This is a genomic window from Flavobacterium sp. GSP6 (genome assembly GCF_003984855.1).
Classification (GTDB): Bacteria; Bacteroidota; Bacteroidia; order Flavobacteriales; family Flavobacteriaceae; genus Flavobacterium.
Genome location: NZ_RYDO01000002.1, coordinates 162,305 through 187,894, shown reverse-complemented (window position 1 = coordinate 187,894; position 25,590 = coordinate 162,305). Strand labels below are relative to the sequence as shown.

The 25,590-nt window shown below is 36.0% G+C and carries 28 protein-coding genes and 3 tRNA genes; 10 read left to right on the top strand and 21 right to left on the bottom strand.

All coding sequences use genetic code 11. The annotated features are described in order from the left end of the window. Positions 1-3: 3 nt before the first annotated feature. Positions 4-606, bottom strand: coding sequence for a SprT-like domain-containing protein (locus EKM03_RS02745; protein WP_126458730.1), 603 nt, complete (start codon positions 604-606; stop codon positions 4-6). A 19-nt stretch (positions 607-625) separates the two neighbouring features. After that, complete coding sequence (locus EKM03_RS02740) at positions 626-1,303, bottom strand: SDR family oxidoreductase (RefSeq protein WP_126451771.1); 678 nt, start codon at positions 1,301-1,303, stop codon at positions 626-628. Between the two features lie 131 nt (positions 1,304-1,434). Between EKM03_RS02740 and EKM03_RS02735 the strand changes: the two genes are divergently transcribed. Further along, positions 1,435-2,013: a GNAT family acetyltransferase gene (locus tag EKM03_RS02735; protein ID WP_126563366.1), complete on the top strand. Its 579-nt coding sequence runs from the start codon at positions 1,435-1,437 to the stop codon at positions 2,011-2,013. Here the strand turns inward: EKM03_RS02735 and EKM03_RS02730 are convergent. The 10 genes from EKM03_RS02730 to EKM03_RS02685 all read right to left on the bottom strand — a co-directional run bounded on the left by EKM03_RS02730 (position 2,006) and on the right by EKM03_RS02685 (position 9,508). Next, positions 2,006-2,986, bottom strand: a complete 981-nt coding sequence (locus EKM03_RS02730; protein WP_126563367.1) for a M28 family peptidase — start codon at positions 2,984-2,986, stop codon at positions 2,006-2,008. The genes EKM03_RS02735 and EKM03_RS02730 overlap by 8 nt on opposite strands. Before the next feature lie 18 nt (positions 2,987-3,004). Next, a complete protein-coding gene (locus EKM03_RS02725; protein WP_126563368.1) occupies positions 3,005-3,658 on the bottom strand; it encodes a hypothetical protein in 654 nt (217 codons plus the stop codon). 4 nt (positions 3,659-3,662) lie between these two features. After that, entirely contained in the window at positions 3,663-4,712 is a 1,050-nt protein-coding gene (locus EKM03_RS02720) for an ATP-grasp domain-containing protein (protein WP_126458720.1), read from the bottom strand. 22 nt (positions 4,713-4,734) lie between these two features. Then, positions 4,735-5,445 carry an NRDE family protein gene (locus tag EKM03_RS02715; protein WP_126576582.1) on the bottom strand — a complete coding sequence of 237 codons (711 nt, stop codon included), beginning with the start codon at positions 5,443-5,445 and terminating at the stop codon, positions 4,735-4,737. Then, positions 5,433-5,921, bottom strand: a complete 489-nt coding sequence (locus EKM03_RS02710) for a DinB family protein (RefSeq protein WP_126739837.1) — start codon at positions 5,919-5,921, stop codon at positions 5,433-5,435. The genes EKM03_RS02715 and EKM03_RS02710 overlap by 13 nt, the downstream gene beginning before the upstream one ends. Positions 5,922-5,930: 9 nt before the next feature. Next, positions 5,931-6,137: a hypothetical protein gene (locus tag EKM03_RS15170; protein ID WP_231507385.1), complete on the bottom strand. Its 207-nt coding sequence runs from the start codon at positions 6,135-6,137 to the stop codon at positions 5,931-5,933. 313 nt (positions 6,138-6,450) lie between these two features. Then, positions 6,451-6,909: a YHS domain-containing (seleno)protein gene (locus tag EKM03_RS02700; protein ID WP_126576581.1), complete on the bottom strand. Its 459-nt coding sequence runs from the start codon at positions 6,907-6,909 to the stop codon at positions 6,451-6,453. A 2-nt stretch (positions 6,910-6,911) separates the two neighbouring features. Further along, on the bottom strand, positions 6,912-7,511 hold the full coding sequence (locus EKM03_RS02695) for a peroxiredoxin-like family protein (protein WP_126458708.1): 600 nt from the start codon (positions 7,509-7,511) through the stop codon (positions 6,912-6,914). 80 nt (positions 7,512-7,591) lie between these two features. Then, a complete protein-coding gene (locus EKM03_RS02690) occupies positions 7,592-8,269 on the bottom strand; it encodes a Crp/Fnr family transcriptional regulator (protein ID WP_126458705.1) in 678 nt (225 codons plus the stop codon). A 99-nt stretch (positions 8,270-8,368) separates the two neighbouring features. Next, positions 8,369-9,508, bottom strand: a complete 1,140-nt coding sequence (locus tag EKM03_RS02685; RefSeq protein WP_126458702.1) for an acyl-CoA dehydrogenase family protein — start codon at positions 9,506-9,508, stop codon at positions 8,369-8,371. An 88-nt stretch (positions 9,509-9,596) separates the two neighbouring features. Here EKM03_RS02685 and EKM03_RS02680 point away from each other — a divergent pair, with 88 nt between their 5' ends. The 3 genes from EKM03_RS02680 (at position 9,597) to EKM03_RS02670 (ending at position 13,267) form a co-directional block, all read left to right on the top strand. Continuing rightward, positions 9,597-10,667 (top strand): anhydro-N-acetylmuramic acid kinase, encoded by a 1,071-nt coding sequence (locus EKM03_RS02680; RefSeq protein ID WP_126739836.1) that lies wholly within the window; start codon positions 9,597-9,599, stop codon positions 10,665-10,667. 67 nt (positions 10,668-10,734) lie between these two features. Continuing rightward, the gene (locus tag EKM03_RS02675; protein WP_126451759.1) at positions 10,735-11,961 is read left to right on the top strand and encodes a Glu/Leu/Phe/Val dehydrogenase dimerization domain-containing protein; all 1,227 of its coding nucleotides are present in this window, start codon (positions 10,735-10,737) and stop codon (positions 11,959-11,961) included. Positions 11,962-12,367: 406 nt separating this feature from the next. Next, positions 12,368-13,267 (top strand): energy transducer TonB, encoded by a 900-nt coding sequence (locus EKM03_RS02670; protein WP_126458693.1) that lies wholly within the window; start codon positions 12,368-12,370, stop codon positions 13,265-13,267. Between the two features lie 217 nt (positions 13,268-13,484). Here EKM03_RS02670 and EKM03_RS02665 read toward each other — a convergent pair whose 3' ends face one another. Together EKM03_RS02665 and EKM03_RS02660 are read right to left on the bottom strand one after the other, a co-directional pair. Then, positions 13,485-13,880, bottom strand: coding sequence for a biopolymer transporter ExbD (locus EKM03_RS02665; protein ID WP_126458690.1), 396 nt, complete (start codon positions 13,878-13,880; stop codon positions 13,485-13,487). A gap of 1 nt (position 13,881) precedes the next feature. After that, positions 13,882-14,577, bottom strand: coding sequence for a MotA/TolQ/ExbB proton channel family protein (locus tag EKM03_RS02660; protein WP_126576579.1), 696 nt, complete (start codon positions 14,575-14,577; stop codon positions 13,882-13,884). 129 nt (positions 14,578-14,706) lie between these two features. Here EKM03_RS02660 and EKM03_RS02655 point away from each other — a divergent pair, with 129 nt between their 5' ends. Together EKM03_RS02655 and EKM03_RS02650 are read left to right on the top strand one after the other, a co-directional pair. Then, on the top strand, positions 14,707-15,927 hold the full coding sequence (locus tag EKM03_RS02655; protein ID WP_126739835.1) for a folylpolyglutamate synthase/dihydrofolate synthase family protein: 1,221 nt from the start codon (positions 14,707-14,709) through the stop codon (positions 15,925-15,927). 85 nt (positions 15,928-16,012) lie between these two features. After that, positions 16,013-16,087 (top strand) — tRNA-Val (locus tag EKM03_RS02650). Positions 16,088-16,176: 89 nt separating this feature from the next. Here EKM03_RS02650 and EKM03_RS02645 read toward each other — a convergent pair. The 4 genes from EKM03_RS02645 to EKM03_RS02635 form a co-directional block, all read right to left on the bottom strand. Then, positions 16,177-17,631 carry an NAD(P)/FAD-dependent oxidoreductase gene (locus tag EKM03_RS02645; protein ID WP_126568068.1) on the bottom strand — a complete coding sequence of 485 codons (1,455 nt, stop codon included), beginning with the start codon at positions 17,629-17,631 and terminating at the stop codon, positions 16,177-16,179. 232 nt (positions 17,632-17,863) lie between these two features. Further along, positions 17,864-17,989: a hypothetical protein gene (locus EKM03_RS15365; protein ID WP_255416324.1), complete on the bottom strand. Its 126-nt coding sequence runs from the start codon at positions 17,987-17,989 to the stop codon at positions 17,864-17,866. Continuing rightward, on the bottom strand, positions 17,986-18,999 hold the full coding sequence (galE, locus tag EKM03_RS02640; RefSeq protein WP_126458678.1) for a UDP-glucose 4-epimerase GalE: 1,014 nt from the start codon (positions 18,997-18,999) through the stop codon (positions 17,986-17,988). Before galE ends, EKM03_RS15365 begins: the two co-directional genes overlap by 4 nt. An 83-nt stretch (positions 19,000-19,082) precedes the next feature. Next, complete coding sequence (locus EKM03_RS02635) at positions 19,083-20,213, bottom strand: DegT/DnrJ/EryC1/StrS aminotransferase family protein (protein ID WP_126451752.1); 1,131 nt, start codon at positions 20,211-20,213, stop codon at positions 19,083-19,085. Positions 20,214-20,442: 229 nt separating this feature from the next. Between EKM03_RS02635 and EKM03_RS02630 the strand changes: the two genes are divergently transcribed. The 4 genes from EKM03_RS02630 (at position 20,443) to EKM03_RS02615 (ending at position 24,728) form a co-directional block, all read left to right on the top strand. Next, a complete protein-coding gene (locus EKM03_RS02630) occupies positions 20,443-21,696 on the top strand; it encodes a 3-deoxy-D-manno-octulosonic acid transferase (RefSeq protein WP_126576576.1) in 1,254 nt (417 codons plus the stop codon). Next, entirely contained in the window at positions 21,689-22,135 is a 447-nt protein-coding gene (locus tag EKM03_RS02625) for a GNAT family N-acetyltransferase (RefSeq protein WP_126458669.1), read from the top strand. Before EKM03_RS02630 ends, EKM03_RS02625 begins: the two co-directional genes overlap by 8 nt. 23 nt (positions 22,136-22,158) lie before the next feature. Beyond that, on the top strand, positions 22,159-24,327 hold the full coding sequence (locus EKM03_RS02620) for a S46 family peptidase (RefSeq protein WP_126568064.1): 2,169 nt from the start codon (positions 22,159-22,161) through the stop codon (positions 24,325-24,327). A 200-nt stretch (positions 24,328-24,527) separates the two neighbouring features. Next, entirely contained in the window at positions 24,528-24,728 is a 201-nt protein-coding gene (locus tag EKM03_RS02615) for a hypothetical protein (RefSeq protein ID WP_126576575.1), read from the top strand. Positions 24,729-24,887: 159 nt separating this feature from the next. Here EKM03_RS02615 and EKM03_RS02610 read toward each other — a convergent pair whose 3' ends face one another. The 3 genes from EKM03_RS02610 to EKM03_RS02600 all read right to left on the bottom strand — a co-directional run bounded on the left by EKM03_RS02610 (position 24,888) and on the right by EKM03_RS02600 (position 25,537). Beyond that, the gene (locus EKM03_RS02610; RefSeq protein ID WP_126568062.1) at positions 24,888-25,235 is read right to left on the bottom strand and encodes a DUF1508 domain-containing protein; all 348 of its coding nucleotides are present in this window, start codon (positions 25,233-25,235) and stop codon (positions 24,888-24,890) included. Between the two features lie 129 nt (positions 25,236-25,364). Then, positions 25,365-25,450: transfer RNA gene (locus EKM03_RS02605), tRNA-Leu, on the bottom strand. Between the two features lie 14 nt (positions 25,451-25,464). Further along, positions 25,465-25,537 (bottom strand) — tRNA-Gly (locus tag EKM03_RS02600). Positions 25,538-25,590: the final 53 nt, after the last annotated feature.

Below are 25,590 nucleotides of genomic sequence, written 5' to 3'. Positions count from 1 at the left end.
AAGCTAGCTTGACCTCAACAACTCCACCTCAGCATTAGGATTGAATAAATAGGTTTTTCCAGAACTCATTTCCAGACACTCAAAGCGCTTAGTTCTTACGGCAATTTTCTTGAATATCTTTCCGTTTTGGATTCGAAAAACACTACCGTATGGGATTTCGAATACATAGTTTTTGTCATTTTGCTGGTCAAATTGTTTCAGGGCTAATGCCAAAGTAGCATCAGTATCGCTGCTGGCTGTAGGATTTTTGAAATGTCGAGCTAACAAAGGCAACAAATGATTCGGAAAAATTTCTGGTCGAATATAAGGAATCATCAACCGTTGAAAAGAATATTTCCATTCGTCCCCATGCGGCTTAATATTTCTGCCGAACTTTTCAAACGCAACCAAATGCGATATTTCATGAATCAACGTAATCAAAAACTTGTATTTATTGAGATTTGAATTTACCGTGATTTCATGCTTCCCGTTTAAGCCTTTTCGATAATCACCATGACGTGTCTGACGCTCGTTGACAATCTTAAGATGCACTTGATTAGCAACAATAAGTTCAAAAACGGGTTTTACCGCATGCTCTGGAATAAATCTGGCTAAGGTTTCGCTCAAAATAGACGTGAGTTATAAATTAAGGATTCGTAGAAGAAACTTGCAACACTTTACCATTGAAATATTTATTTCCAGTTAAAGTAAAATCATAAATATAATTAGCCATTTCACCCGCTGATATTGGCGCTTGATATCCCGGAAAAGCTTCTGCCAACATTTCTGTTTGCACGGAACCCAAAGCCAAAACATTGAAAGAAATCCCGCGTTCTTTATATTCTTCAGCTAATAACTCTGATAACGTAATCACGGCTCCTTTACTTGAACTATACGCTGCTAATCCAGCAAACTTTAAACTTCCCTGAATCCCACCCATAGAACTTATGGTTACTACATGGCTTCCTTTTTGCAGATAAGGCAGGCAAATTCGAGTCAAATTAGCCACTCCAAAAACATTGACCTTATAGATGTTTTCGAAATCTTCCTGAGTCGTTTCTGAGAAAGGTTTCAACAATAAACTTCCGGCGTTATGAATGACTGCATCTATTTGTTTCCAAGACTTAGAAAGGAAATCACTTACTTTCACTAATTCAGATTCATTGGACAAATCAACTGAAAGACAGATAATATTCTCGTTGCCCAATAAAGCTTGAGGAATCTTTCTGGATATGGCTAGTACTTGGTGTCCCGCATTGGCAAATTGCAATGCCAATTCAAATCCTATTCCTCTACTCGTTCCTGTGATGATAATATTTTTCATGTAGCAAAAATAAACAAAAACGACAAAAAAGTAAGGCTTTAGGCAAAGGATTGTTGTTACAATAAAAATTAAAAATTTCAGGAATTTTACTTATTTTTGACAAACCAAATTAACATCAGATTTCAAGAAAAATGACCGAAAGCATACAATTCGAAACTGCAAAAATGAGTGACATTGATGGAGTATTGGTATTACAAGAATTGTATCTTGTAGTAAATTTATCCGAAGAAGAAAAAATTTCTGGATTTGTTACTACGCCATTTTCAATACTACAACTAACCGAAGTTATTCAAAAATCAGAATTATTTATTGCCAAGAAAAACAACAAAATCATTGCTTACATTTTTGCAGGAAGTTGGGAGTTTTTCCAACAATGGCCCATTTTCAATTACATGAGCTCCTTGTTTCCTGAATTACACTTTTTAGATTTTAAAATCACCACAACAAATAGTTTTCAATACGGACCCATTTGCATTCACAAGGAATACCGTGGCAGGGGATTGATCAAACCATTGTTTGAATTCATGAGAATACACATGGCACAAAAATATGCGTTGGGTTTGACATTTATCAATAAAATAAATATCCCGTCTATGAAAGCGCATACCGAAAAACTGAAATGGACCATTATTGGGGATTTTCAGTTCAATAATAATGACTATTCTATATTAGCGTATAATATGAATCAGCCGGTTTCTAAAACTATTTAAGCAATACGATTTCTTGTGTTGGCGTATTTGCCATTTGCGTTACAGCGGGTAATAATTCTTGAATAAAAGAAGTCATGTGAGGAATATCCATCGCTTTGAAATCATCCGAAACATGATGATAAAAGTCAAAATTTTCAAAATCGAATGTACTCACTGATTGGCAAGGCACCTTAAAAACATCATAAAAAGAGAAGTTATCGGATCTGTAAAATAATTTATATTCGGCTTCTTTTGGAAGAAAACCTATCGTATTTTTTCCAGTATATTCATTGATTTTTCCTGCCATATTGGATTTATCAAAACCAGTAATATAAGCTAGATACGCTCTTTTCATTGGCACACCAATCATTTCAATATTGAATTGAGAATACAATTTAAAATCTTGCGCTTTCAGTTTTTTGGCTAAATGCTTAGAACCTAATAACCCTTTTTCTTCTCCTGCAAAAAATACAAAAAGAATACTTCGCTTATTGTTTTTGGTTATGCTAAAATATTTTGCCATTTCAGCAACTGCAGTTGTTCCTGAAGCGTCATCATTGGCACCATTGTTTATAAAATCTCCCTTCACTCCTTTTTTATCCAAGCCAATATGATCGTAATGTGCGCTTAGCATTATAAATTCATTTTTAAGAACCGGATCGTTCCCTTCAACAAAACCGACGATATTAAAAGCGGTTCCCTTAAAAGTGGATAATGTATCGCGATACGATTTGAAATAAGGTTTTACATTGTTGTCTTTAAAAAACTGCTCTAAATAATCCGCCGCTTTTACCATTCCTTCTTTTCCGGTTTCCCTTCCTTCCAGTTCATCCGAAGCTAAATATTTTAATGTTTTAGCAACGTCATTTTCTGATATTTTATAGTCAATATCAACTGGTTTTTTTTGCGTCTTACTAGCTGTTTGGGCAATAATAACTTGAGTTGACAGACAACCTAAGAAAATTAAAAAAAGAGATAGGAATGCTTTTTTCATGATATTGAGATTTCTATTTTATAAAAGGGTTTTATTTAGATAATATTTCTTGTAGACTTTACCCATTTGAACAAGAGCCAAAACCACAAAAAATGACGGAATTACTACTGGCATTACATATTGATAAAAACTGGTTGTGTTTTTAGATAAGGTATTTAATATCAAAACTAAACTTAACATCCCAAAAAATGTGCCTACCAAAGTTCCTGCAATATAATACAGTTTGAGCTTATTTACAATGGAAATATAATCCCCATTTATCAAATAGAGATTCCAGCCGGTCCAAAACGGCACTTGAAGAAAATTGATACAATTCAACAATACACCAATAAGGAAAGGAGAACACATAGCATAACTCTCTAAAATCCCTTGTTCTTCCATTATTTGACTGGAATTAGCATAAAAAGAATACCCTAAAATCAACAGAAAGAGAACGGCAAAAAAATCAATAATTTTCATTAATTTTTTATTGTTTACTAATTGCTTTGCGAAAATTAAAGTGAGATAAATTACAACCATCTCTACGAAAATCACTCCTAATAAAAAGAAAACCAAGCTATTCATTCCTAGCTTTGAATAGATTTCGAAACCAATAACATTCAAATAACCCAAGGGTATCGAGCCGATAAAACTCACTAAAAAACCAACAAAAATGTTCTTTAATGCCTTCATTATTTTAGAAATTTACAATTTTATAGCTTTGTTTCAGATGCATTCTGTATTCTTTCATCCCCTCTTTATGCCCTAAATATGGAGTGCCATTTTTATGGTTTGCCACACTTATTTCGTACATGTAGGTAATGTGACGCGCAAGTTCTTTCCAGGCAAAAAACAAAGAATTTTTTGGATCATAAATGTGGGTGGGCTCACTTGCAGCTCCATTCAGCTCCACAACTGAAAAGTTCAATCCTTGTTCTAATTCTTCAATAGTATTGTACATCACATCCATTCTCCCAAAGTAGAAACCAGGAATTTGCAAACACATTTCGTTAATAGTCTGTGTCAATTTTGGTGTGACCCAATGGCTTCCATCAATGAATTTTGCGCCTCGTGCATGATTCCCATACGGCACCAGATTCAATTTTTCTCCTTTTGGAAGAATCTCGAGTAGTTTTTTTCCGTATTCTTGTTTCAAAACCTTTAATTGCAGTTCGTATCGCGGATTTTCTTTGATTAATTCTTCTACGGTAGAGAATCCGGTTCCGGTAATAATCAGAAATTCTTTAGAAACAATTCCAGTAATTCTACCGGTTTTTTCATGAGGATAACGCACATAAAAAATCCCGACTTCATTGTCAAACGGAATTAAATCCTGCACTACATAATCAAAATTTGCTTTTTCAGCATATTCTTTTAAATCTTGAACATTGTTAATTTTTTTGACTCCGGAGCCTCGCAGTCCAATATCTGGTTTTGCAATCAAAGGATATTTTATTTTTGATACTTGAATCGTCTTTAAAATTTCTTCAAGAGTAGTTCCTTCTTTTATTAATTCCGTTTTTGGGTAATAGTGTTGTGGAATCAAATTGTAGATTTGTTTTTTGGACTCCATCATAAAACCGCCATTTTTTATGGTTGGATTAGACGCATTAAAGAAAAAAATAGATTTTGCCTTGATGGAATAATAGGACCAAAGAAAATAAATTGGAATATACACAATCTGGAAAGGCCAGTATTCCCAATGCGTAACTTTATAAAAAAATAGTTTGATTCGCCTGTTCGTCATAACTCGGGTCAATGTGTACGTATTAAACGGTGATAAATGAGGTCGAAAAATCCTGTTGCGCAATCAAATCGTAATGCAATATAGCAACTTTATTTTTTTCAATAACTGCTTGTGTAATGCTCAACGTTTTCATTTCGTCATTTCTATTGATAACCAAACCATTTTCATCATTTCCTTCTTCGGTGTAGCGATGAAAATCGTGCATTTTTGATTCGGAAATTTCAGGATTCTCCTTCATAAAAGTGTGAAACCACTGCAAACGCTGTTCACGCATGGCTAATGGATATAACGTTGATGAAGACCAAATATGGTTTTTACGTATGTCTAAAGATATTGTTTCTTTCTTTTTTCCGTTCCAGCGCAATTGAAAAAGAGCATTGTTTTGAAATAAAACTAATGTAAAAGGTTCAATGTTTTCCAAATCAATTTCGCTCCAGAAATCCTTTGGAGATAAGCTACTGATCATCTCTAAAACAATCAAGCCACGGCTTTTTCGATATGGGAGCTGTACTTCATGCTTTTCATCCGCACCGTTTAAAAGCACCAAAATTACTCCGTCAGCATTAGCCACAAACCACGTTCCTCCTGCTTTTGGATCCTTTGGGAAAATAATATTTTTCCCGTTTACGGTATAACTTTTTGGAGGTATTGCACTGGGTCTTACTGTTTTTTCATCCCGATTGGAGGTAATGATAATTGTATCATTCGTTGCTACAAAACTTACTGTGCACATTGATTTCTGTATTCGATGGTAGATCGGGCAACTCCAAAATTAGGGTCAATAATTACTGTTTCACATTGTAAAATAGCTACTTTTATAAGTGCTTGATGGTGAATGCAATGTTCTAGATTATACAGTAATTCTCTGAAATAATTACTCTCAATTCGGATTTCCTCTCCATCAATAATTTGCAACAACTCGATATTTTTATTTTTCTTGTTTAAATTTTGTTGAATCAAGACGATGTTTTCAATAGCAAAAGTCGTATCCGTTTGAATACGGGCATTTCGTTCTCTTTTGTCATAATTCACAATGCCTGAATCATATTGATTTTCTAAGCACTGAAACATTTCAAGAATATGTCTGGTATGCTCCCCAATAGTTGCATTACTTAATTCCGCACAAGAATTTGAATATTCTTTTTGCGACAATTGATTCAGCAAATCAATCAGCTCGTTTAAACTATTATTAATAGAAGGTAGTAGCATATTTACGTTTTAATTCAACAAATTCATCACTTTAGTTCTGTCATTAATAATTAAAGTAGCGCAACAAAGAAAGGCAATTAGAGCCAAAATAAAAAGTGTCCCACCATCATTTTTAACTTCAAGCCTAAGCACAAACAGATGGGCAAAAACCGCACCAACCATAATTCCGCAACCCAATACAGCGTCAAACAAGAAAGTTCTTGGTATTAAGATCAAAATTACCACAATCAACTCGGCAATTCCAGTGCCAATTCGTCCATAAGCTTCTACTCCATAGTAGAAAAAACAGAAACCGATTCTTCACTCCCCGTAAATTTGAAGTACAGCGTTTGGACTAAAATTACTGCTGTCGTAAATCTCAGCAATCAGAAAAACAGAGATAAGTAATAACCATGGTATAATGTCGTATTTTAAAATCAGGATAAAATTATGTAACAATCTGATTTAAAGTTGTTTTACTTAAAGTTAATTCTTTTGACTTTACGACTTTTAAACTTTCGACTTACTTAGTTTCATGATTTCTATTTTTTTAATTCACTATTTTATTCCAATTTACATCGGCCTTCATCATCAATCCAGATTCATTCTGGTTCCAGCTTTTCAATGTATTATTAAAAAAAGCATTGTAAAACAAATACAACTTCCCATTCTTTATTTTGAAAGTCTCCGGATTTATAGACACTTTTTCATTAGAATCTCCCATCGCAAAAGCACACCAACCTCCGTACTGCGGTTCAAATTTTGAAGGATTCTTTAAGAAATAGTCTTTATTTACTGGCATCGAAAAATAATAAACCACGCCTTCATGCAATGCTGTTATTTCTTTTTTGCCTTTCACTGCTTTTCCTTGTTTGAAATAAGCCACAGGATCATATCCTTGAATAGCCACATTTTTTTCAAGATTAAAATGATCCATTCGTTTGCTGTCGTTTTGTGCAAAGCCAGAAAAAGCAAACAAAACGGTTAGAACAAACAGTACCTTTTTCATGATTATTTACTTAACGATTTTGCAACGGCTATCAACAAATCATTTGAAATTCTGTTTTTGAAATTTGGAGTGATGTACTCAAATTCAATTTCCGCATTTACATTTAAAATAAACACCGCCGGAACAGGCAAAAAAGAACTATTTACTCCTTCAGAATCTTTATTGAGAATGGCTTTATAATTTTCTGGTGCTTGAAAAGCAATCCCAACCGCCTTCGACAATTCACCTGCACTGTCTGACAATAACAAATAATTTAACTTTTCTTTATCATCTGTACCTTTCAAGCTTTTTGGAGCATCGGGACTTATTGCGATAATTTGATATCCTAAATCCAACAATTCTTTTTCGGCTTCGGCCAAAGCGGCTAAATGAGCATTACAATACGGGCACCAACCACCACGGTAAAAAACTAAAACCGTTCTTTTCTTACTGATTAATTCCGTTACATTAACATCCTTATTTTCTACAGATTTCAAAGTAAAAGTAGGAATTTTTTCTCCAATAAGCAATGGAGCGATTTCTGTGGCTAATTTTGGTAAATTATTTTGAGCGTAAGCGGATAATCCAATTGTAAATAAGGCCAGACAAATTATTTTTTTCATAGTGTTACATTTTTAAGTTGTAAAACTACTGTACTATTTCGAACTGATTTGTCGGCTATGTTACAGTTCCACTAAATTAATTATAATGCACTGATGTCCGTTATAATAATTTCTCTCCTGCTGTAAACAATAGTACCATTCGTTTCCATTTCATTCAGTAATTGTGTAGTTGTCTGCCTCGAAGTGCATATAATTTGGGCAATATCATTTTGGGTCAGGTAATTTTCAATAACTACTTTATCACCTATTTTTTTTCCTTCTTTCTCAGCCCAATCTTTCAGGAACTGAAACAATCTGGTTCTGGCGTCTTTAGAAATCAAATTAGAATAACTGTTCTTAATGCGTTTCATCTTTAATCCTACAAACTTGGTATAAGACAACGCCAGACTTGGATTTTGCAATAATAAATTTTCAAAATCCGACATTAGAAAACTACAGATAGCCACATCATCCGAAAGTACTTTAGCATATTCATTAGAGTGGCTGTCGGCTTCCAAAGCCAGTTCCCCAAATAAATCTCCTTTTTGAATAATATCTTTAATTGTTTCATTGCCGTCTTCATCAACTGCCACAATTTTTATATTCCCTTTTTTTAGAAGAAAAATTCTTGGCAAATCCGAAGAAGAAAAATAAATAATTTCGCCTTTCTGTGCTTTTTTAAAACCGGTGATGATACACAATTCCCTGATTTGTCCAAAACTCAACGTCCGGAATAATTTATGATCGCGCAAATACCAATATTTTAAATCTTCGTACATAAAAAAAAATTTCCGTAAATGTATTGAAAAAATGATTTGAAAAATAAAACCCTTTCAAATCATAACTTGAAAGGGTTTGTAAAATAGTATGCAATATAATTATGAAACTAATGTTCTTGAAATTACAATTCGTTGTATTTCAGAAGTTCCTTCGTAAATTTGAGTAATTTTAGCATCCCGCATCATTCGCTCCACATGATATTCAGCTACATATCCATTTCCGCCGTGAATTTGAATAGCTTCAATTGTAGTATCCATTGCCGTTTGAGAAGCAAATAACTTAGCCATAGCACCCGATTGCGTAATATCTTTCCCTTCGTCTTTTTCAGAAGCTGCTTTTAGAACTAGCATTTTTGCCGCCATAATTTGAGTAGCCATATCCGCTAATTTGAAAGCGATCGCTTGATGTTTGAAAATTTCCTTTCCAAAAGATTTTCTCACTTGAGAATATTTCAATGCTAATTCGTACGCTCCGGTTGCAATCCCTAATGCTTGGGAAGCAATCCCTATTCGTCCTCCGTTTAAAACTGCCATAGCAAAATTAAACCCAAAACCATCTTCTCCAATTCGGTTTTCTTTCGGAACTTTCACATCAGAGAACATCAAAGAATGCGTATCTGAACCACGAATTCCCATTTTCTTTTCTTTAGGTCCAATATCAAAACCCGCCCAACCTTTCTCTACGATAAAAGCATTGATTCCTTTATGTCCTTTTTCAATATCTGTTTGAGCAATTACAATATAGGTTGACGCTGAAGAACCATTGGTTATCCAGTTTTTAGTCCCATTCAACAAATAATGATCCCCTTTATCAAGAGCTGTTGTTTTTTGAGATGTGGCATCTGAACCCGCTTCTGGTTCTGACAAACAAAATGCTCCAATTACTTCCCCTTTTGCAAGCGGAACCAAATATTTCATTTTTTGTTCTTCATTGCAATATTTTTCAAGACCAGCACAAACTAATGAATTATTCACAGACATAATTACTGCCGCAGAAGCGTCAACTTTTGAAATTTCGGTCATAGCCAAAACATACGAAATACTATCTAAACCGGATCCACCATATTTAGGATCCACCATCATTCCCATGAAACCCAAATCAGCCATCATTTTCACCTGTTCAGTAGGAAACTTTGAATGTTCGTCTCTTTCTATAACTCCGGCTAACAGTTCTGCATTTGCAAAATCGCGTGCCGCTTGCTGAATCATTAAATGCTCTTCGGTTAGATTAAAATCCATATTTTTATTGTAAATTAAATGTTCTTAAATTTGTCGTCAAAAGTAATTATTAAATATTAGATTTCAAACGATTTCGTAAATTTAGCCAATGTTTAAAGAAAAGTATACAATTATAGGAGTCATGTCCGGAACTTCACTGGATGGTGTAGATTTGGCATATATTGTCTTTACTGTCAAAAATAATGAATGGGACTTTCAAATCCTGGAATCCGAGACGGTTCCGTATAGCATTGATTGGTTAAACAAATTGAAAATAGCTGTCGGTTTTTCTGAAACTGCTCTCGAAAAATTAAACCAAGATTACACGCAACTTCTGGCTGCTATCATTTCTGATTTCATCGAAAAACATGAAATAAAAAATCTCGATGCCGTTTGTTCCCACGGCCATACTATTTTGCACCAACCCCAAAACGGATTCACACTTCAAATTGGAAATTTGCCGGAAATTGCCCCTTTAATTAGCCAAACGGTTGTTTGTGATTTCAGAATTCAGGATGTGCAATTGGGAGGTCAAGGTGCCCCTTTGGTTCCTATTGGCGACCGCATTTTATTTTCTGAATACGAGTATTGCATGAATTTAGGCGGTTTTTCGAATGTGTCGTTTGAACAAAACAACAAAAGAATTGCCTTTGATATTTCACCGGTAAACACTGTTTTGAATTTTTATGCCAATCAACTGGGATTAGATTATGATGACAAAGGCCGTATTTCGAAAACAGGAATTTGCAACAAAGATTTAGTACAGGAATTAAATGCGTTGGATTTTTACCAAAAGAAACATCCTAAATCGTTGGGTTTTGAATTTGTAAAAGAAACCGTTTTACCTCTTATAGAAAGCTATTCCATTCCCATAAAAGACAAATTACACACGTTCACGGAACACGTGGCGGTGCAAATTGCGGTGGCTTTACCCAATAAAAAAGGAAGCCTTTTCATAACTGGCGGTGGCGCTTACAATGATTTTCTGATGGAGCGCATTCAATGTCATTTACCGGAAATGAAAATTATTATTCCATCAACTAAAATTCTGGAATTTAAAGAAGCGTTGATTTTTGCATTACTCGGCGTTTTAAAATTACGAGGCGAAATAAATGTATTGAGCAGCGTTACAGGTGCAAAATCAGATCACAGTTCGGGAATTATTTATTCTCCAAAATAAAACTAAAAATACAGATTTCACATTATTCTATTTTTTATATTTGCCAAAATTAAATATATCGCAACAAATGAAAGATTTATTAAAGAAATTCGAAAATAAAGAACCTGAAATAGTTTTCCATTGGAAAGATGCTGAAACTGAAGCTGAAGGATGGACAGTCATCAATTCGCTACGTGGTGGCGCTGCCGGTGGCGGTACTCGTATGAGAAAAGGGCTGGATATGAATGAAGTGTTATCTCTGGCAAAAACCATGGAAGTGAAATTTTCGGTTTCCGGGCCAGCTATTGGCGGCGCTAAATCTGGAATTAATTTTGACCCGAATGATCCAAGAAAAAAAGGCGTTTTACAACGCTGGTATAAAGCCGTTTCTCCATTATTGAAAAGCTATTACGGAACCGGTGGCGATTTGAATGTGGATGAAATTCATGAAGTAATTCCCATGACGGAAGAATGTGGCGTTTGGCATCCTCAAGAAGGCGTTTTCAACGGTCACTTCAAACCGACAGAAGCAGATAAAATCAACAGAATTGGACAATTGCGTCAGGGTGTGGTGAAAGTGATTGAAAATCCAAAATTCTCACCAGATGTTTCCAGAAAATATACTATTGCTGATATGATTACAGGTTATGGCGTTGCCGAAGCCGTTCGTAATTATTACACGATTTATGGTGGCGATGTAAAAGGAAAGAAAGCTATCGTACAAGGTTTTGGAAATGTCGGTTCAGCTGCCGCATTTTACTTAGCCGAAATGGGTGCTAAAGTAATTGGTATTATCGACAGAGATGGTGGATTAATAAAGGAAGAAGGATTCACTTTTGAAGAAATTAGAGCTTTATTTTTGGCCAAAGACGGAAACAAACTGGTGGCCGAAAACATGATTCCTTTTGAAGAAATCAATCAAAAAATATGGACAATCGGTGCTGAAATATTCACTCCATGTGCCGCCTCGCGATTAGTCACTCAATCTCAAATTGACAGCTTAATTGCAAATGGGCTTGAAGTAATTTCATGTGGTGCAAATGTTCCCTTTGCTGACACAGCAATATTTTTCGGTCCAATTATGGAAGATGTAGATCATAAAGTGAGTTTGATTCCTGATTTTATTTCTAATTGTGGTATGGCTCGTGTTTTTGCTTATTTCATGGAAAAGAAAGTACAAATGACGGATGAAGCTATTTTTCAAGACACTTCAGAAATTATTAAAAAAGCGATTGAAAAAGCGCATAATTTGAATCCAAGTAGAACAAATATTAGCGCCACTGCTTTTGAAATAGCATTGAAGCAGCTTACTTAAAATACAATCGTATTCTTTAACCCGTTGGGTGTAATTCAATTTGTTTAATTTTTTAACCACATAGAAACATAGATTTTTACTTTATGGAAGGCGTTTCACTTTTTAGTAAAAACCATGGCTAGGTGAACTCAAGAATTGGGCTATATGACTCTTTTTTTCTATGTTTCTATGTGGTTCGATTTTTTTAAAATTAATTTGAATTTTTATTAATATTACCCAACTCATTATTCTTTAATCTCGGAACTGATATTAAGAAGATTTTATAATATATTTAATCCCTTTTCTTATTTTTAGTTTTAAGCGAAGCAATCCTAATTTATATTCCGGCAGTAGCTTTTTACTCTTAACAATTTTTAGTACTTTTCAACGTTTTTTAGTAATACACTTTTTTAAATTTAAAACACAAATGAGTTTCACCATTTTATCAGATCAAAAGAAATCGTTAGCACTATCCATTCTTTTGTATGCGACAATGTTGTTAATTTTATTTTTTATCCGTTTCTGGCCTCCTGCAAACATGGATGAACTTGCTGGTGGCGGTGGTGGCGGTGGCGTTACAGTAAATTTTGGCGACAGCGATTTAGGTTCGGGTGCGAATTATAAAAGCGAAGTTTTGGAGGTAAAAAACCAAACCAGACAAACGCCTGCTAAATCAACTCCAGAGGAAGCTATTTTATCTCAGGAAAACAGTACTGAAGAAAGTGTTGTGATTCCGACAAAAGAAAAAACTAAAAAACCAACAGTAGTTATAAAAGAAGCAGCAAAACCAGTAGTTGTAAAACCTAAAGTTTCTAACAATACCAATAATGCTTTATCCAGTTTCATGAAAGGCTCCAATAAAGGCGGAGATGGCGATGACAAAGTAGCCGGAAACAAAGGAAAAGCAAACGGAAGCCTGAGTTCAAACGGTTATTATGGAACGGGTGGTTCTGGAGGAGGAACAGGCGGCGGAAACGGTACTGGAAGCGGAATAGGAACTGGCAGTGGCTATGGTTCCGGAAGCGGGGGTGGAACCGGAAGTGGCTCTGGCGGCGGAGTGGGATATTCGTTAGGAAACAGAAAAGCTGTTTCTAAACCCGCACCAAAATACACGTGTAATGAACAAGGCAAAGTTGTAGTTGAAGTATCTGTAGACAGATCCGGACGGACAGTAAATGCCGTTGCTGGTGTTAGAGGAACCACGAATACCGCAAAATGTTTATTAGACCAAGCCCGAATTGCAGCAATGAGCACGAGATGGGATGCCAGCAGCGATGCCCCGGAAAAACAAGTCGGTAAAATTGTTTACAATTTCAATTTGAATTAGAGCAATTAGGAAGCGTATCTTTTTATCATTGCGAGGAATAAAGTAATGACAACTGCGTAACATCAGATACAACTTTGCGTAAGGGATAGTAGCAAGTACCGAAGTACTGCGGATAGCCCGACCGTAATAGAAAAAGGGGGCTAATCAACACTATGCTGATTAGCCCCTTTTTCTATTACGGTCACGCCCAAATAAACCTGTAAATAAAATGACAGTATTACTTTGGACTGGTAGCAATCACAAACTTCAAATTGTTTTTGACTCCTATTTGCAGTACATCAACTAAGTCTTGTACTTGCAAATTGAACGGAATGCGAACAATAACCGTTTGATCCTTCTCTAAATTCATCTTAGACATCAAGGTTGTTTCGAGTTCTTCAAAGGAAACCGCTTGCTTGTCTATGTAGAATTTTTTATCCTCAGTGACAGATAAACTAATGTATTGCTTATTTGTTTTCTCGTTCGCCTGAGCTTTTGGCAAGGTCATCTTGATCACATTAGGATTTGCCAACGTTGATATAATCAAGAAAAACAACAACAGGAAAAACATAATATCACTTAATGACGATGTGGCTACCTCTGCATGAAATCTTCTTTTTCGTTTTATAGACATGTTACGATCTTTGAATAATATTTACAAACTCCAGGATTTGTTTTTGAATTTTTAAAGCAAAATTATCAATCTTGCCGTTTAATATATGATATCCGCTGTAGGCAATGATACCAACGATTAAGCCCGCACCACTACTGATCATTTTTTCATACAATCCCCCGGAAATATTACCGATACTAATATTTTCAGTAACTGAAATACTATAAAATATTTTAATTACTCCAGAAATAGTTCCAACAAACCCTAACGTAGGTGCGATTCCGGCTATAAGGCCTAAGTGACCTAACTGCTTTTCCATTTCTCCTATTTCGATATCTGCAGCACGATCCATATTAGATTCAATTTCAATAATTGGTCGCCCAATAACCAGAATTCCTTCTTTTATGATATTTCCTGAAGCCGTATTATTTCGTTCTGCAATAGATCGAGCTAAATCAAGATTCCCTGAATTAAGATTATCACGTACATCGCGCATCAAAAGAGTATCAATTTTTGATGCTTTATTGATATACAAATAGCGTTCTATAATAAGATAAAAAGTGTAAAATAATAGAATCCCGATTGGGATAAGCCACACGCCCCCTTTTAAAAGGAATCCTAAAGTGGATATTTCGGCATTTGGAGCAATTTTTTCAATTACTACGTTTGAAGCAGCGTTGGTAATCGTGTCGGCCTGTAATTGTATAAAACTAAACATATAATATTATTGTATTTTAATCATTAATTCTAAAAATTATTTCAATTTTGCACTAAAGATACTTTTCGATGTACTATTAAACTAAAAAAAACGAAAAATATTTCAAACAATTACTATTTTATTACAAAAATGAACTACCAGGAAACCACCAATTGGATGTTTAACCAGCTCCCGATGTACCAACTTCAGGGCGCTTCGGCGTACAAGAAAGATTTAACCAATGCGCATTTACTCACAGCACATCTTGACAATCCTCAAGAAAAAATAAAATGCATTCATGTTGCGGGAACTAATGGAAAAGGCTCTACTTCGCACATGTTGGCATCCATACTTCAAGAAGCTGGGTATAAAGTTGGCTTGTACACTTCCCCACATTTAAAGGATTTTAGGGAACGTATAAAAATTAGTGGAAAGGATATTTCCGAGGAATTTGTTACTAATTTCATCCATGAACACAAACATTTTTTTGAATCCAATGACATGAGTTTTTTTGAAATGACCGTTGGTTTAGCCTTCGATTATTTTGCCAAAGAAAAAGTAGACATCGCTGTTATAGAAGTGGGAATGGGCGGACGATTAGACGCTACCAATATTATCACTCCATTAGTTTCGGTGATTACCAATATAGGATTGGACCACACGCAATTTTTGGGCAACACACTTGGAGCTATTGCATTTGAAAAAGCGGGAATTATCAAACCCAACCTTCCCGTGATAATAGGAGAATACACTCCTGAAACCCGATCTGTTTTTTTGGCTAAAGCCAAAGAATGCAATTCGGAAATCTATTTTGCTGCTGATTTAATTTCAGAAACCTATCCCTCTGATTTAATTGGCGATTATCAAAGGCACAATAAAAAAACAGTATTAGAAACCATCACCGTTTTAAACAATCAGAACGAATTTAAAATCACTTCTGAAAATGTAAAATCCGGCTTATTGAATGTGGTGAAAAATACCGGACTGCAGGGAAGATGGCAACAATTAAGAGAATTCCCCAAAGTTATTTGCGATACTGCACATAACAAAAATGGACTGGAAATTGTGTTGAATCAAATCCAAAAACAAACTTTTGAAGCATTACATATTGTTTTGGGAGTTGTAAATGACAAAGATTTGAACGAAATCCTGCCTTTATTTCCTAAAAAAGCAATTTATTATTTCTGCAAACCCAATATTCCTCGTGGGCTGGATGTTCTAATTCTAAAACAAAAATCGGCTAGCTTTGACCTAAAAGGGGAAATATACAATTCTGTTTCAGAAGCTTATCATGCCGCACTGAAAAATTCCGGAGCAACTGATTTTATATACATTGGTGGAAGCACCTTTGTAGTAGCAGAAATTTTATAATTTTTTTGGTTTTTACTTGCAAATCTAGAAAAGTGGCGTATATTTGCACACGCAATAACGGAAACGAAAGTAACCAAATTGTTTAGGGCGATTAGCTCAGCTGGTTCAGAGCACCTCGTTTACACCGAGGGGGTCGGGGGTTCGAACCCCTCATCGCCCACAAAAACTCCATTATTTCTAATGGAGTTTTTTTATGTTTAATACTTAACGGAACACTTCGTTTATGATCAATATTAAAATTGTTGCGGATCAAATATCTTCTTTCTTTAGACTCCGTCCTCTGGGCGCATTACCCTCTTGAAGCACGATATCAGAATGTAAGAACTCTGCAGCTGTAGCTGAATCGTGCACTTTGATCCCACTGCGTTCTAACATTTCCGCTTCAAACTTCGTTAACACACTTTCCCTTATTCCAACTTTTCTCCATTGAGATAAAGGACCACATCCCTTTGAGATTCCGCGAGCCAGCGAAAGTGCATCTAGCAAGGCTTGATTTGCCCCTTGTCCTTTGAAGGGGCTCATCGGGTGAGCCGCATCACCAATCAAAGTCACTGCCCCCCATTTCTCCATCATTTCTGACTGGAGCAATTCTCGATCATACACAGGATATCCAGAAATCTGTGCTTTCAGGGTCGCCGCTAAAATCTGAGGAATGGGATCGTGCCACTGCGTTCTACGACACGCTTCTTCCTTGAGTGCTTGAGGTCCTTGAGCGCTTAATGTCTTAGCCTCTTGTTCTGGCATTGGGAAGCTAAGTTGCCACATCACTGAGTCTGACGTATAAGGCATGATGTAGATCCGCTCATTGCCATTGGCGGTTTGAAATACAGTTGCAGAGTCTAGTAAATGGCTTGTACGATCTTCGAGAGCACTTAAAGGACAAATTCCCAATATCACAATACAACCTAGGTATCGTAATGGAGTAATATCCTCCCCAATCAGTAGCGTCCGTACCGAACTACGAATGCCATCGGCTCCAACCACAAGATCTGCTTTGTAGTTCTTTATTTTCCCGTCTATTTGAAAGCTTAAATCAACACCATCCTTACATGCCACAAACGCTACCAACTGATGCCCCCATTGTACTGCATCCTGTCCGCCGAGTTGCTCTAGTAAGGCTAAACGCATCGATTGTCGTGCAATATGTACATTGGAACGCTTGGGAGATGTTTTCGTATCTGACTGTATCCATTTTCTGACTCCCCATTCCCCAATCACTTTTCCTTCTGCAGTATGAACCAGATGTCTTGTTGAAATCACTCCTTCTTTTAAAGAAAAAATACCTAATCCCTCGATCGCTTTACTCCCTTGTTGCAAAGTAAGTCCGTAGCCCTGAGAGCGAGCATCGAAGTTGCTGTCGCGTTCAAATAGCGTAAAAGGAATCCCGCGGTGCAAACAAGCCACCGCTAGAGCTACTCCTCCTATACCACCACCGATAATAGCAACGTGTGGGAAGTTTTTTTTATCCGCAACCGGGTGACTATCCGAATGAACCAAACCGGATCCGTAACAGTTCAAACAGGAGTATAAGTGACCCTTGGGATACACTGGAGCCACTCCTTCGTCTTTTGTTTTTTCAAATAGATCAAATGCTAGTTGATAGCGGAGTCGCGCTTTCTTGCTGATCCCACGACTTTTTTTGCCACGTCCCTGACATTCCGGACAAATAGTCCAGCATGCTACTTCACCTTCCTCTTTTTTCACTTCTTTTTTATTTCACTTGATGTTGACTCTTCGCTACACGAACACGAAGCTAATACTATTGCTGTTGGGCTTTTAAATACAGTCCAGATCCTGACTTTCATATAATTTAACATGAGAAATTTATATTTTTAGTTCTTACCGCTTGTGGCAGTTTTGCAACTTTAATACAAAAAGATAGCAATACAAAACTACTTTTTCCAAATTAAACCAGAAAGGATTCCTCAGAGTCATTTTATTCAAATCCTAGATGAAATGATTCGCAAACAGTTCCGCAAGAACCCCAAAAATCAAAACCTTCAAGATCAAATGATTTTGAAGGTTTTTGATTTTTGGCATGAAGCGGGTGTGATTTTTTCACCTCCTAATCTTCTGTTCCCATTTCCAGGCACTTGCCATAGCTTGTTCCAGCGTGGATTGTGCTTTCCATCCCAAAATAGTATTGGCTTTATCTGTATTGGCGTAAGCTGAGGTAATGTCTCCTTCTCTGCGACCTACAATTTTATAAGGCAATTTTTTACCACTTACTTTTTCAAAAGTATGAATAACCTCTAATACTGAGCTGCCGGTTCCGGTTCCCAGATTAAAGGTTTCTACTTTAGCCGTATTTTTTTTGTTCAATAAGCGCTGTAGAGCAATTACGTGGGCTTTCGCCAAATCAACTACGTGAATGTAATCGCGTACTGCCGTTCCATCTGGAGTAGGGTAATCATCACCATAAACCGAAAGTTCTTTTCGCAATCCAAAACCGGTTTGCGTAATAAACGGCACTAAATTCTGAGGAACTCCAATAGGCAATTCTCCAATTTCAGTAGAAGGATGCGCCCCAATTGGATTAAAATAGCGTAATAATATAGCATTGATATTAGTAACTTTGGCAGTATCAGTAATGATTTCTTCTCCTATTTGTTTCGTGTTCCCATAAGGAGACATGGCGGTTTGAATAGATGCATTTTCCGTAATTGGCATGGTTTCGGCCTGACCATAAACCGTACAAGAAGAACTAAAAATGAAATTTGCTTCCGGTTTTAGCTGTAATTCCTGCAAAACATATACCAGTGTATTGATGTTATTTTCATAATACAACAACGGATTCTCAACACTTTCGCCCACTGCTTTTGAAGCTGCAAAATGAATGACCCCTGAAATATCAGGGTGCCTTTTAAAAAAATTCTGCACTTTTTCTTTTTCGCGCAAATCTAATTTTTCAAAAGCCGGAACTTTTCCCGTAATATTCTGAATTCCGTCCAAAACACTCAAGGAAGTATTCGATAAATTATCTACAACGACAACTTCAAACCCTTCGTTTTGCAATTCCACTACGGTGTGAGACCCTATGAACCCTAACCCACCTGTGACTACTATTTTCATGATTTCTAATTTTGTACAGACGCAATAAACTGCATCTAATCGTTTATAAAAAAGATGCGATGAATCGCGTCTCTACAACAATATTATTTTAAATATTGTAAAACCGAATCCGTGATGAATTTAATTTGCTCGTCATCTAATTCGGTATGCATTGGCAACGAAAGCACTTCCCTGACTAGCTGATTGGTTACCGGAAAATCTTCTTCATTGTAACGGGAATCAGCGTAGGCTTTTTGTAAATGCAACGGAATTGGGTAATAAATAGCACAAGGAATTCCTTTTTCCAATAAGTGCTGCATCAAGCCATTTCTGTCAGCATCAATGATTCGTAACGTGTACTGATGAAAAACGTGACAGTCACAAATTGAACAAATAGTTGGTGCAACGATATTTTTATGCCCTTCAAAAGCCGCAGAATATTTCCTGGCTGCATCTTGTCTGGCTCTTCCATACTCATCTAACAAAGGCAACTTTGCGTTCAAAACGGCCGCCTGAATACTGTCTAATCGGGAATTTACGCCTACTACATCATGGTGGTATCGCTCATACATTCCGTGATTTACAATTCCGCGAAGTTTGTGCGCCAAAGCATCATCATTGGTAAAAACAGCTCCGCCGTCTCCGTAACACCCAAGGTTTTTTGAAGGAAAAAACGAAGTTGCTCCTACGTGGCCAATCGTTCCCGCTTTCTTTTTAGTGCCATCCGAAAATTTACAATTGGCACCAATCGCTTGCGCATTATCTTCGATAACGTATAAGTTATATTCTTTTGCAATCGCCATAATCGCTTCCATATTGGCGGCACGACCAAACAAATGTACCGGTACAATCGCTTTTGTTTTTGGCGTAATCGCTTTTTTGATTCCTTCGATAGAAATATTCATATTATATAGATCCACATCGACTAAAACCGGTATCAATTGCAACAAAGCAATTACTTCCACTGTGGCTGCAAAGGTAAAATCGGCAGTGATTACCTCATCGCCAGGTTTTAAATCCAGTCCCATCATGGCAATTTGCAACGCATCAGTTCCATTTGCACACGGAATTACGTGTTTTACATCCAGATATTCTTCTAATGATTTTTGAAATTGATGAACTTGAGGTCCATTAATATAAGTATTAGTATCTAAAACTTCCTGAATAGAAATGTTAACGGTATCTTTTATTTTTTCATATTGACTCTTTAAGTCAACCATTTGGATTTTTTTCATTACAATTTTTGTTTAATGTTCGAAAGAATACCATTTCTTAATACAGTAAATACTTTCTTAAAACGAAGAACAAAAATAGCTATTTATGAGTTGAAACCAATACAACCTACATTAAAAAAAGATATTATTCAAATGAACTAAAAATGACATTCCTAACAACCAAAATTTAAATATTGCTGTGGAAGAAATTAAAATAAAGAAACCGTATTTTAGCCCAAAAATTTTAATCATGCTTTTTCTCTATACTTTAGTGGTTCAATTTGCTGGTTTTTTATTAAAAATCACAGCACTTTTCAGTCCAAAAATGAAACTTTTCATGGATGGCAGGAAAGTAGTTTTCCCTATTTTGGAACAAAAAATAAAACGTACTGACAAAACAATTTGGTTTCATGCCGCTTCTTTGGGTGAATACGAGCAAGGTTTACCCGTGCTCGAAAAGATAAAAAAGCAGTTTCCTTTGCACAAAATCGTGCTTACTTTTTTCTCTCCTTCGGGTTATGAAGTCCGTAAAAACAATACAGTTGCTGATGTTACAGTTTATTTGCCTTTGGATACCAAGAAAAATGCACAACAATTTTTGAATCTCGTTCATCCGGATTTAGTGTTTTTCATCAAATACGAATATTGGCCCAATTATTTATTTGAACTCAAAAAATCAAATACTAAAACCTACCTGATTTCTGGAATTCTTAGAAAAAATCAACTGTTTTTCAAGTGGTACGGCGGCTTTTACAGAGAAGCGCTGGATGCCTTTACCTACTTTTTTGTTCAAAATGAAACTTCCAAAAAATTACTGCAGCAGTTAGGCAAAACAGACGTTGCTGTTTCTGGCGACACCCGATTTGATCGAGTGGCTACAATTTTAGAAAAAGACAATTCGTTGGATTTTATCTCTGATTTTAAAAACAACACACTCACTATTGTCGTGGGAAGTTCGTGGCCAAAAGATGAAGATTTAATAGTGAATTTTATAAATTCGAATACTTTCAATGTCAAATTTATTATTGCGCCACATAATATAAAGGAGGAACAAATTCAGAATTTAAAAAACAGCATTACCAAAAAAACTGTTTTATTCTCTGAAATGGAGACTGTAGGGACAAGTCGCGACTTGTCCCTACAGGATTTCGATGTTTTTATCATTGACATCATTGGTCTTTTGACAAAAATATACAGTTATGCGGATATTGCCTATGTGGGTGGCGGTTTTGGGAATCCCGGCGTTCATAATGTCTTAGAACCGGCAACTTTTGGTGTTCCAATCCTTATTGGCCCCAACTATTCGCATTTTGCAGAAGCAATTGCTTTGGTCAATATGGAAGCCTGTGTTGCCGTCAACAACCAAAAAGAATTGGACGAAGCCCTTGAAAACCTGATTCATAATGATGATATCCGACAGGAGAAAGGTCATATATCCAGCACTTTTGTACAAATGAATAAAGGCGCCACCACCATTATTTTAAACCATATTTTGAATGATTGAATTTAAACCTCTGGTTGCTACTGATATTGAAACCATTGTCTCGCTGATGCAGGAATTTTATGCCATAGATAATTATCCCATTTCTGTTGATGTGTCCAAAACTTTATTTCAAGAATTTATTTCCAATGAAAATTTAGGAAAAGCATGGCTCATTATATCCGTCAACGAAATTGTGGGCTATCTTATTCTAACCTTTGTTTTTAGTTTTGAACACCAAGGAAGAATTGCTTTTTTAGACGAATTGTATGTCACCGAAAAAGCACGTGGAAAAGGGATTGGTAACGAAGCCATTGCATTTATTACAACTGAAAGTCGTAAACTATCGTTACAGTTGCTTTATCTGGAAGTGGAACCGCACAATGAAAAAGCACAAAAAATGTATCTCGCCAGCGGTTTTGAATCGCACAACAGACAATTAATGAAGTACAAAATCATATAAAATTACACTCTAAATTTAATACTATGAAATTTTTAAAATTATTCTTAGTCCTATTTGTCATTCAGATGCAAGCCCAGCAAGGCGGCATGTGGATTCCTTCGTTGCTAAAAGGAATGAATGAAACTGAAATGAAAAATCTTGGCATGAAAATGTCCGTCAAAGACATTTATGATGTGAATCAATCCAGCATCAAGGATGCTGTACCTCATTTTAACGGTGGCTGTACCGCTGAAGTTATTTCTCCAAAAGGACTAATCCTGACCAATCATCATTGTGGATTTTCTCAAATTCAATCGCATTCTACCGTTGACCATGATTATCTGACAGATGGTTTTTGGGCATACAAAATGGAAGATGAATTACCAAATGAAGGTTTGACAGTTACTTTTATGGTAAAAATTGAGGATGTAACCACATCGATTCTGGAAGGCACTGCTTCCCTTAGTAGTGAAGCCGAAAAACAAAAGAAAATTCAAGAGAACATTACGGCATTGTCTAATTTGTTGCCAAAGGAAAATTGGCAGGAAAATAAAATTCGTACGTTTTACGAAGGCAATCAATACATGCTTTTTGTCACGGAAACCTTTACGGATGTGCGCTTGGTTGGCGCTCCACCTACTGCCATCGGAAAATTTGGTTCTGACACTGACAACTGGGTTTGGCCACGTCACACTGGCGATTTTTCTTTGTTTAGAATTTATGCCGATAAAAACAATCGTCCGGCTGCATATTCAAAAGACAACGTGCCTTACACCCCCAAACACTTCTTGCCTATTTCACTGGATGGCGTAGCCGAGGATGATTTTACATTGGTTTTTGGATACCCGGGCAAAACAAACGAATATTTACCCGCTGTTGCAATTGAGCAAATTATAACCGAACTGAATCCTGCAAAAATCGAAATCAGAGACAAAGCCCTGAAAATAGCTGATAGTTTTATGCGAAAAGACAACGCCATCAAAATTCAGTACGCCTCAAAATATGCAAGTACTGCTAATTATTGGAAAAAATGGATTGGCGAGACACAAGGATTAAAAAAATCAAATGCAGTTACTGTAAAAAGAGAATCTGAGAAAACGTTTCAACAAAAAATAACAAAAGCAGGCAAAGAAAAAGAATATGAAACAGTATTGGCTGATTTTGACAAAAACTACACAGAAATAGCTCCTTATGCGCTAGCAAGAGACTATTTTACGGAAGTAGTTCTGCGCAATACGGAATTGCTCAGTACTGGATACAAGTTATACCAATTAGAACAAGTGTATAAAGCCAAAGGAGAACAATCTTTTACAGACCGAAAAAATAATTTAATACCCGGATTGGCTAATTTTTATAAAAACTTCAATTCAACTGTAGATGAAAAAGTTTTTGAACAATTGATCGAATTGTATGCGACAAAATCTCCAAAACAATTTTTACCGCAAAGTTTGGTCAACGTTAATGCAGGGAATTTGGCCTCGGAAATATATACTAAATCCAAACTTCAAAATTATGCCGGCCTAATAGAATTGCTGTCAGGTGACGCCGGAACTGTTTTAACAAATTTAAATAACGACCCCGGATTCCTGTTAGTTAAAGAAATAGCCGATAAATACGGTAAAGAAGTAGCTCCAAAATATGACGAAATCAACGTGAAGATTACAGCACTGCAACGTACTTACATGAAAGCGCTGTTAGAATTAAACACGGATAGCAGGATTTTTCCAGATGCCAACAGTACTTTGAGAATAACCTATGGAAAAGTAAAAGGATATGAGCCTAAAGATGCTACTGTATACACTCCAATAACCTATTTAGATGGTGTTATGGAAAAATACATTCCGGGAGATTATGAATTTGATGTTCCTGAAAAACTAGTGAACCTCTACAACACAAAAGATTATGGCCCGTACAGCGAAAATGGTAAAATGCCAGTTTGCTTTATTGGCACCAATCATACTACCGGGGGCAATTCAGGAAGCCCTGCGATTGATGCTTCCGGAAACTTAGTAGGACTTAATTTTGACCGGGTCTGGGAAGGAACAATGAGCGACCTCTATTACGACCCCAGTATCTGCAGAAATATCATGGTGGACATCCGCTATGTTTTGTTCATTATCGATAAATACGCAGGTGCAAAAAATTTAATCACCGAATTAAAATTAGTTCACCCCAAGAAAACCAACTCCTTGAAAAAGAAAAACTTAAAATAAAAATAGCAAAAAAAACGAGAGTATAGCACCAATATTAAACGTTTCTTAAATATTTACTTTGACTGGCACACTATTTGCTTTTTATCCTAGCGTGCATAAAAAATAATATTTTTTAAAAAAAAAATAAAAAAATATTTTACATATTAAAAAATTTATATCTTTGCCAAGAATTAATAATTAACCTTTTATATTAAATTAAGATGAAAAAAGTATTTTTAAGTTTAGCTGCTGTTGCTGTTTTGACTGTTGTATCATGTAAAAAAGCTGACGCTCCTGCTGAAGACGCTGCTGCTGTTGTTGATTCTGCTGCTATGGTAGTTGATTCTGCTGCTGTTGTTGTTGACTCTGCTGCTGTTGTTGTTGATTCTGCTGCAACTGCTACTGAAGCTGCAAAAAAATAATTAGAACTCAAATTCTAAAAATTTTAAAGCCATCCGCTATGCGAGATGGCTTTTTTAATTTGCAAAACCTCCTCTTTCGAGAAACAGATTTTCAAAAGCAAAAAAGAGAGTCTCAGCAACTAGCCGAGATTCTCTTTTTTTATGTCTTTATTTAAAGATTCATTCGATAAAAACAAAATCATTTGCTGAAAAGTCTAGTATTTCCGAAATTGAGCCATACCGAATAATTTCGTCAATTCCTTTTTGCAAACGCAACGATGTGGTATATTTTCTACTTGTTGCGAAATGATTACCACTTACTATCAATTTGAAATAGAACTTCCCACCGGAAGACTTAAATTTTAAAAAGTCAGCAGTTTCAATTGCTGCTTTAAATTTTTCAATATCTTCTTCACACTCAAATTTCAGTTCATAACTCAAACTTGTAAAAACTATTTTCCCCTTTCTGGAAGTAAAAACAAATTTATATTCGTCATTATATCGTTTACTTATTACGAAAGCTCCCATAGTTTATTAAAATAACAAAAATTCAAATTATGAATCACGAAAAAGCAAGGAGTTGATATTGGCTCCAACAGATTTAGTTTTATTAAAAACCATAAAACAAAAAAAACCGCTTCAGTTGAAGCGGTTTAGTACTCAGAGCGGGACTTGAACCCGCACGAACATTGCTGTTCACTGGATTTTAAGTCCAGCGTGTCTACCAATTTCACCATCCGAGCATTATGTGGTGTCGAGCGAAAAACGGGGCTCGAACCCGCGACCTCGACCTTGGCAAGGTCGCGCTCTACCAACTGAGCTATTTTCGCATTTTCAATTCTTAGAAAGAACCGCGATACTTGTTCTGTATTGCGGATGCAAA

What these genes read in the sequence shown, in the direction of transcription:
- EKM03_RS02740 (WP_126451771.1), bottom strand. Translation starts at nt 1,303, where the DNA reads ATGAAAAATATTATCATCACAGGAACGAGTAGAGGAATAGGATTTGAA.
- galE (WP_126458678.1), bottom strand. Translation starts at nt 18,999, where the DNA reads ATGAAAATAGTAGTCACAGGTGGGTTAGGGTTCATAGGGTCTCACACC.
- EKM03_RS02720 (WP_126458720.1), bottom strand. Translation starts at nt 4,712, where the DNA reads ATGACGAACAGGCGAATCAAACTATTTTTTTATAAAGTTACGCATTGG.
- EKM03_RS02700 (WP_126576581.1), bottom strand. Translation starts at nt 6,909, where the DNA reads ATGAAAAAGGTACTGTTTGTTCTAACCGTTTTGTTTGCTTTTTCTGGC.
- EKM03_RS02715 (WP_126576582.1), bottom strand. Translation starts at nt 5,445, where the DNA reads ATGTGCACAGTAAGTTTTGTAGCAACGAATGATACAATTATCATTACC.
- EKM03_RS02660 (WP_126576579.1), bottom strand. Translation starts at nt 14,577, where the DNA reads ATGTTTAGTTTTATACAATTACAGGCCGACACGATTACCAACGCTGCT.
- EKM03_RS02630 (WP_126576576.1), top strand. Translation starts at nt 20,443, where the DNA reads ATGCTTTTTCTCTATACTTTAGTGGTTCAATTTGCTGGTTTTTTATTA.
- EKM03_RS02685 (WP_126458702.1), bottom strand. Translation starts at nt 9,508, where the DNA reads ATGGATTTTAATCTAACCGAAGAGCATTTAATGATTCAGCAAGCGGCA.
- EKM03_RS02625 (WP_126458669.1), top strand. Translation starts at nt 21,689, where the DNA reads ATGATTGAATTTAAACCTCTGGTTGCTACTGATATTGAAACCATTGTC.
- EKM03_RS02725 (WP_126563368.1), bottom strand. Translation starts at nt 3,658, where the DNA reads ATGAAGGCATTAAAGAACATTTTTGTTGGTTTTTTAGTGAGTTTTATC.
- EKM03_RS02665 (WP_126458690.1), bottom strand. Translation starts at nt 13,880, where the DNA reads ATGTCTATAAAACGAAAAAGAAGATTTCATGCAGAGGTAGCCACATCG.
- EKM03_RS02710 (WP_126739837.1), bottom strand. Translation starts at nt 5,921, where the DNA reads ATGCTACTACCTTCTATTAATAATAGTTTAAACGAGCTGATTGATTTG.
- EKM03_RS02620 (WP_126568064.1), top strand. Translation starts at nt 22,159, where the DNA reads ATGAAATTTTTAAAATTATTCTTAGTCCTATTTGTCATTCAGATGCAA.
- EKM03_RS02680 (WP_126739836.1), top strand. Translation starts at nt 9,597, where the DNA reads ATGTTTAAAGAAAAGTATACAATTATAGGAGTCATGTCCGGAACTTCA.
- EKM03_RS02690 (WP_126458705.1), bottom strand. Translation starts at nt 8,269, where the DNA reads ATGTACGAAGATTTAAAATATTGGTATTTGCGCGATCATAAATTATTC.
- EKM03_RS02730 (WP_126563367.1), bottom strand. Translation starts at nt 2,986, where the DNA reads ATGAAAAAAGCATTCCTATCTCTTTTTTTAATTTTCTTAGGTTGTCTG.
- EKM03_RS02655 (WP_126739835.1), top strand. Translation starts at nt 14,707, where the DNA reads ATGAACTACCAGGAAACCACCAATTGGATGTTTAACCAGCTCCCGATG.
- EKM03_RS02735 (WP_126563366.1), top strand. Translation starts at nt 1,435, where the DNA reads ATGACCGAAAGCATACAATTCGAAACTGCAAAAATGAGTGACATTGAT.
- EKM03_RS02610 (WP_126568062.1), bottom strand. Translation starts at nt 25,235, where the DNA reads ATGGGAGCTTTCGTAATAAGTAAACGATATAATGACGAATATAAATTT.
- EKM03_RS02670 (WP_126458693.1), top strand. Translation starts at nt 12,368, where the DNA reads ATGAGTTTCACCATTTTATCAGATCAAAAGAAATCGTTAGCACTATCC.
- EKM03_RS02695 (WP_126458708.1), bottom strand. Translation starts at nt 7,511, where the DNA reads ATGAAAAAAATAATTTGTCTGGCCTTATTTACAATTGGATTATCCGCT.
- EKM03_RS02635 (WP_126451752.1), bottom strand. Translation starts at nt 20,213, where the DNA reads ATGAAAAAAATCCAAATGGTTGACTTAAAGAGTCAATATGAAAAAATA.
- EKM03_RS02675 (WP_126451759.1), top strand. Translation starts at nt 10,735, where the DNA reads ATGAAAGATTTATTAAAGAAATTCGAAAATAAAGAACCTGAAATAGTT.
- EKM03_RS02615 (WP_126576575.1), top strand. Translation starts at nt 24,528, where the DNA reads ATGAAAAAAGTATTTTTAAGTTTAGCTGCTGTTGCTGTTTTGACTGTT.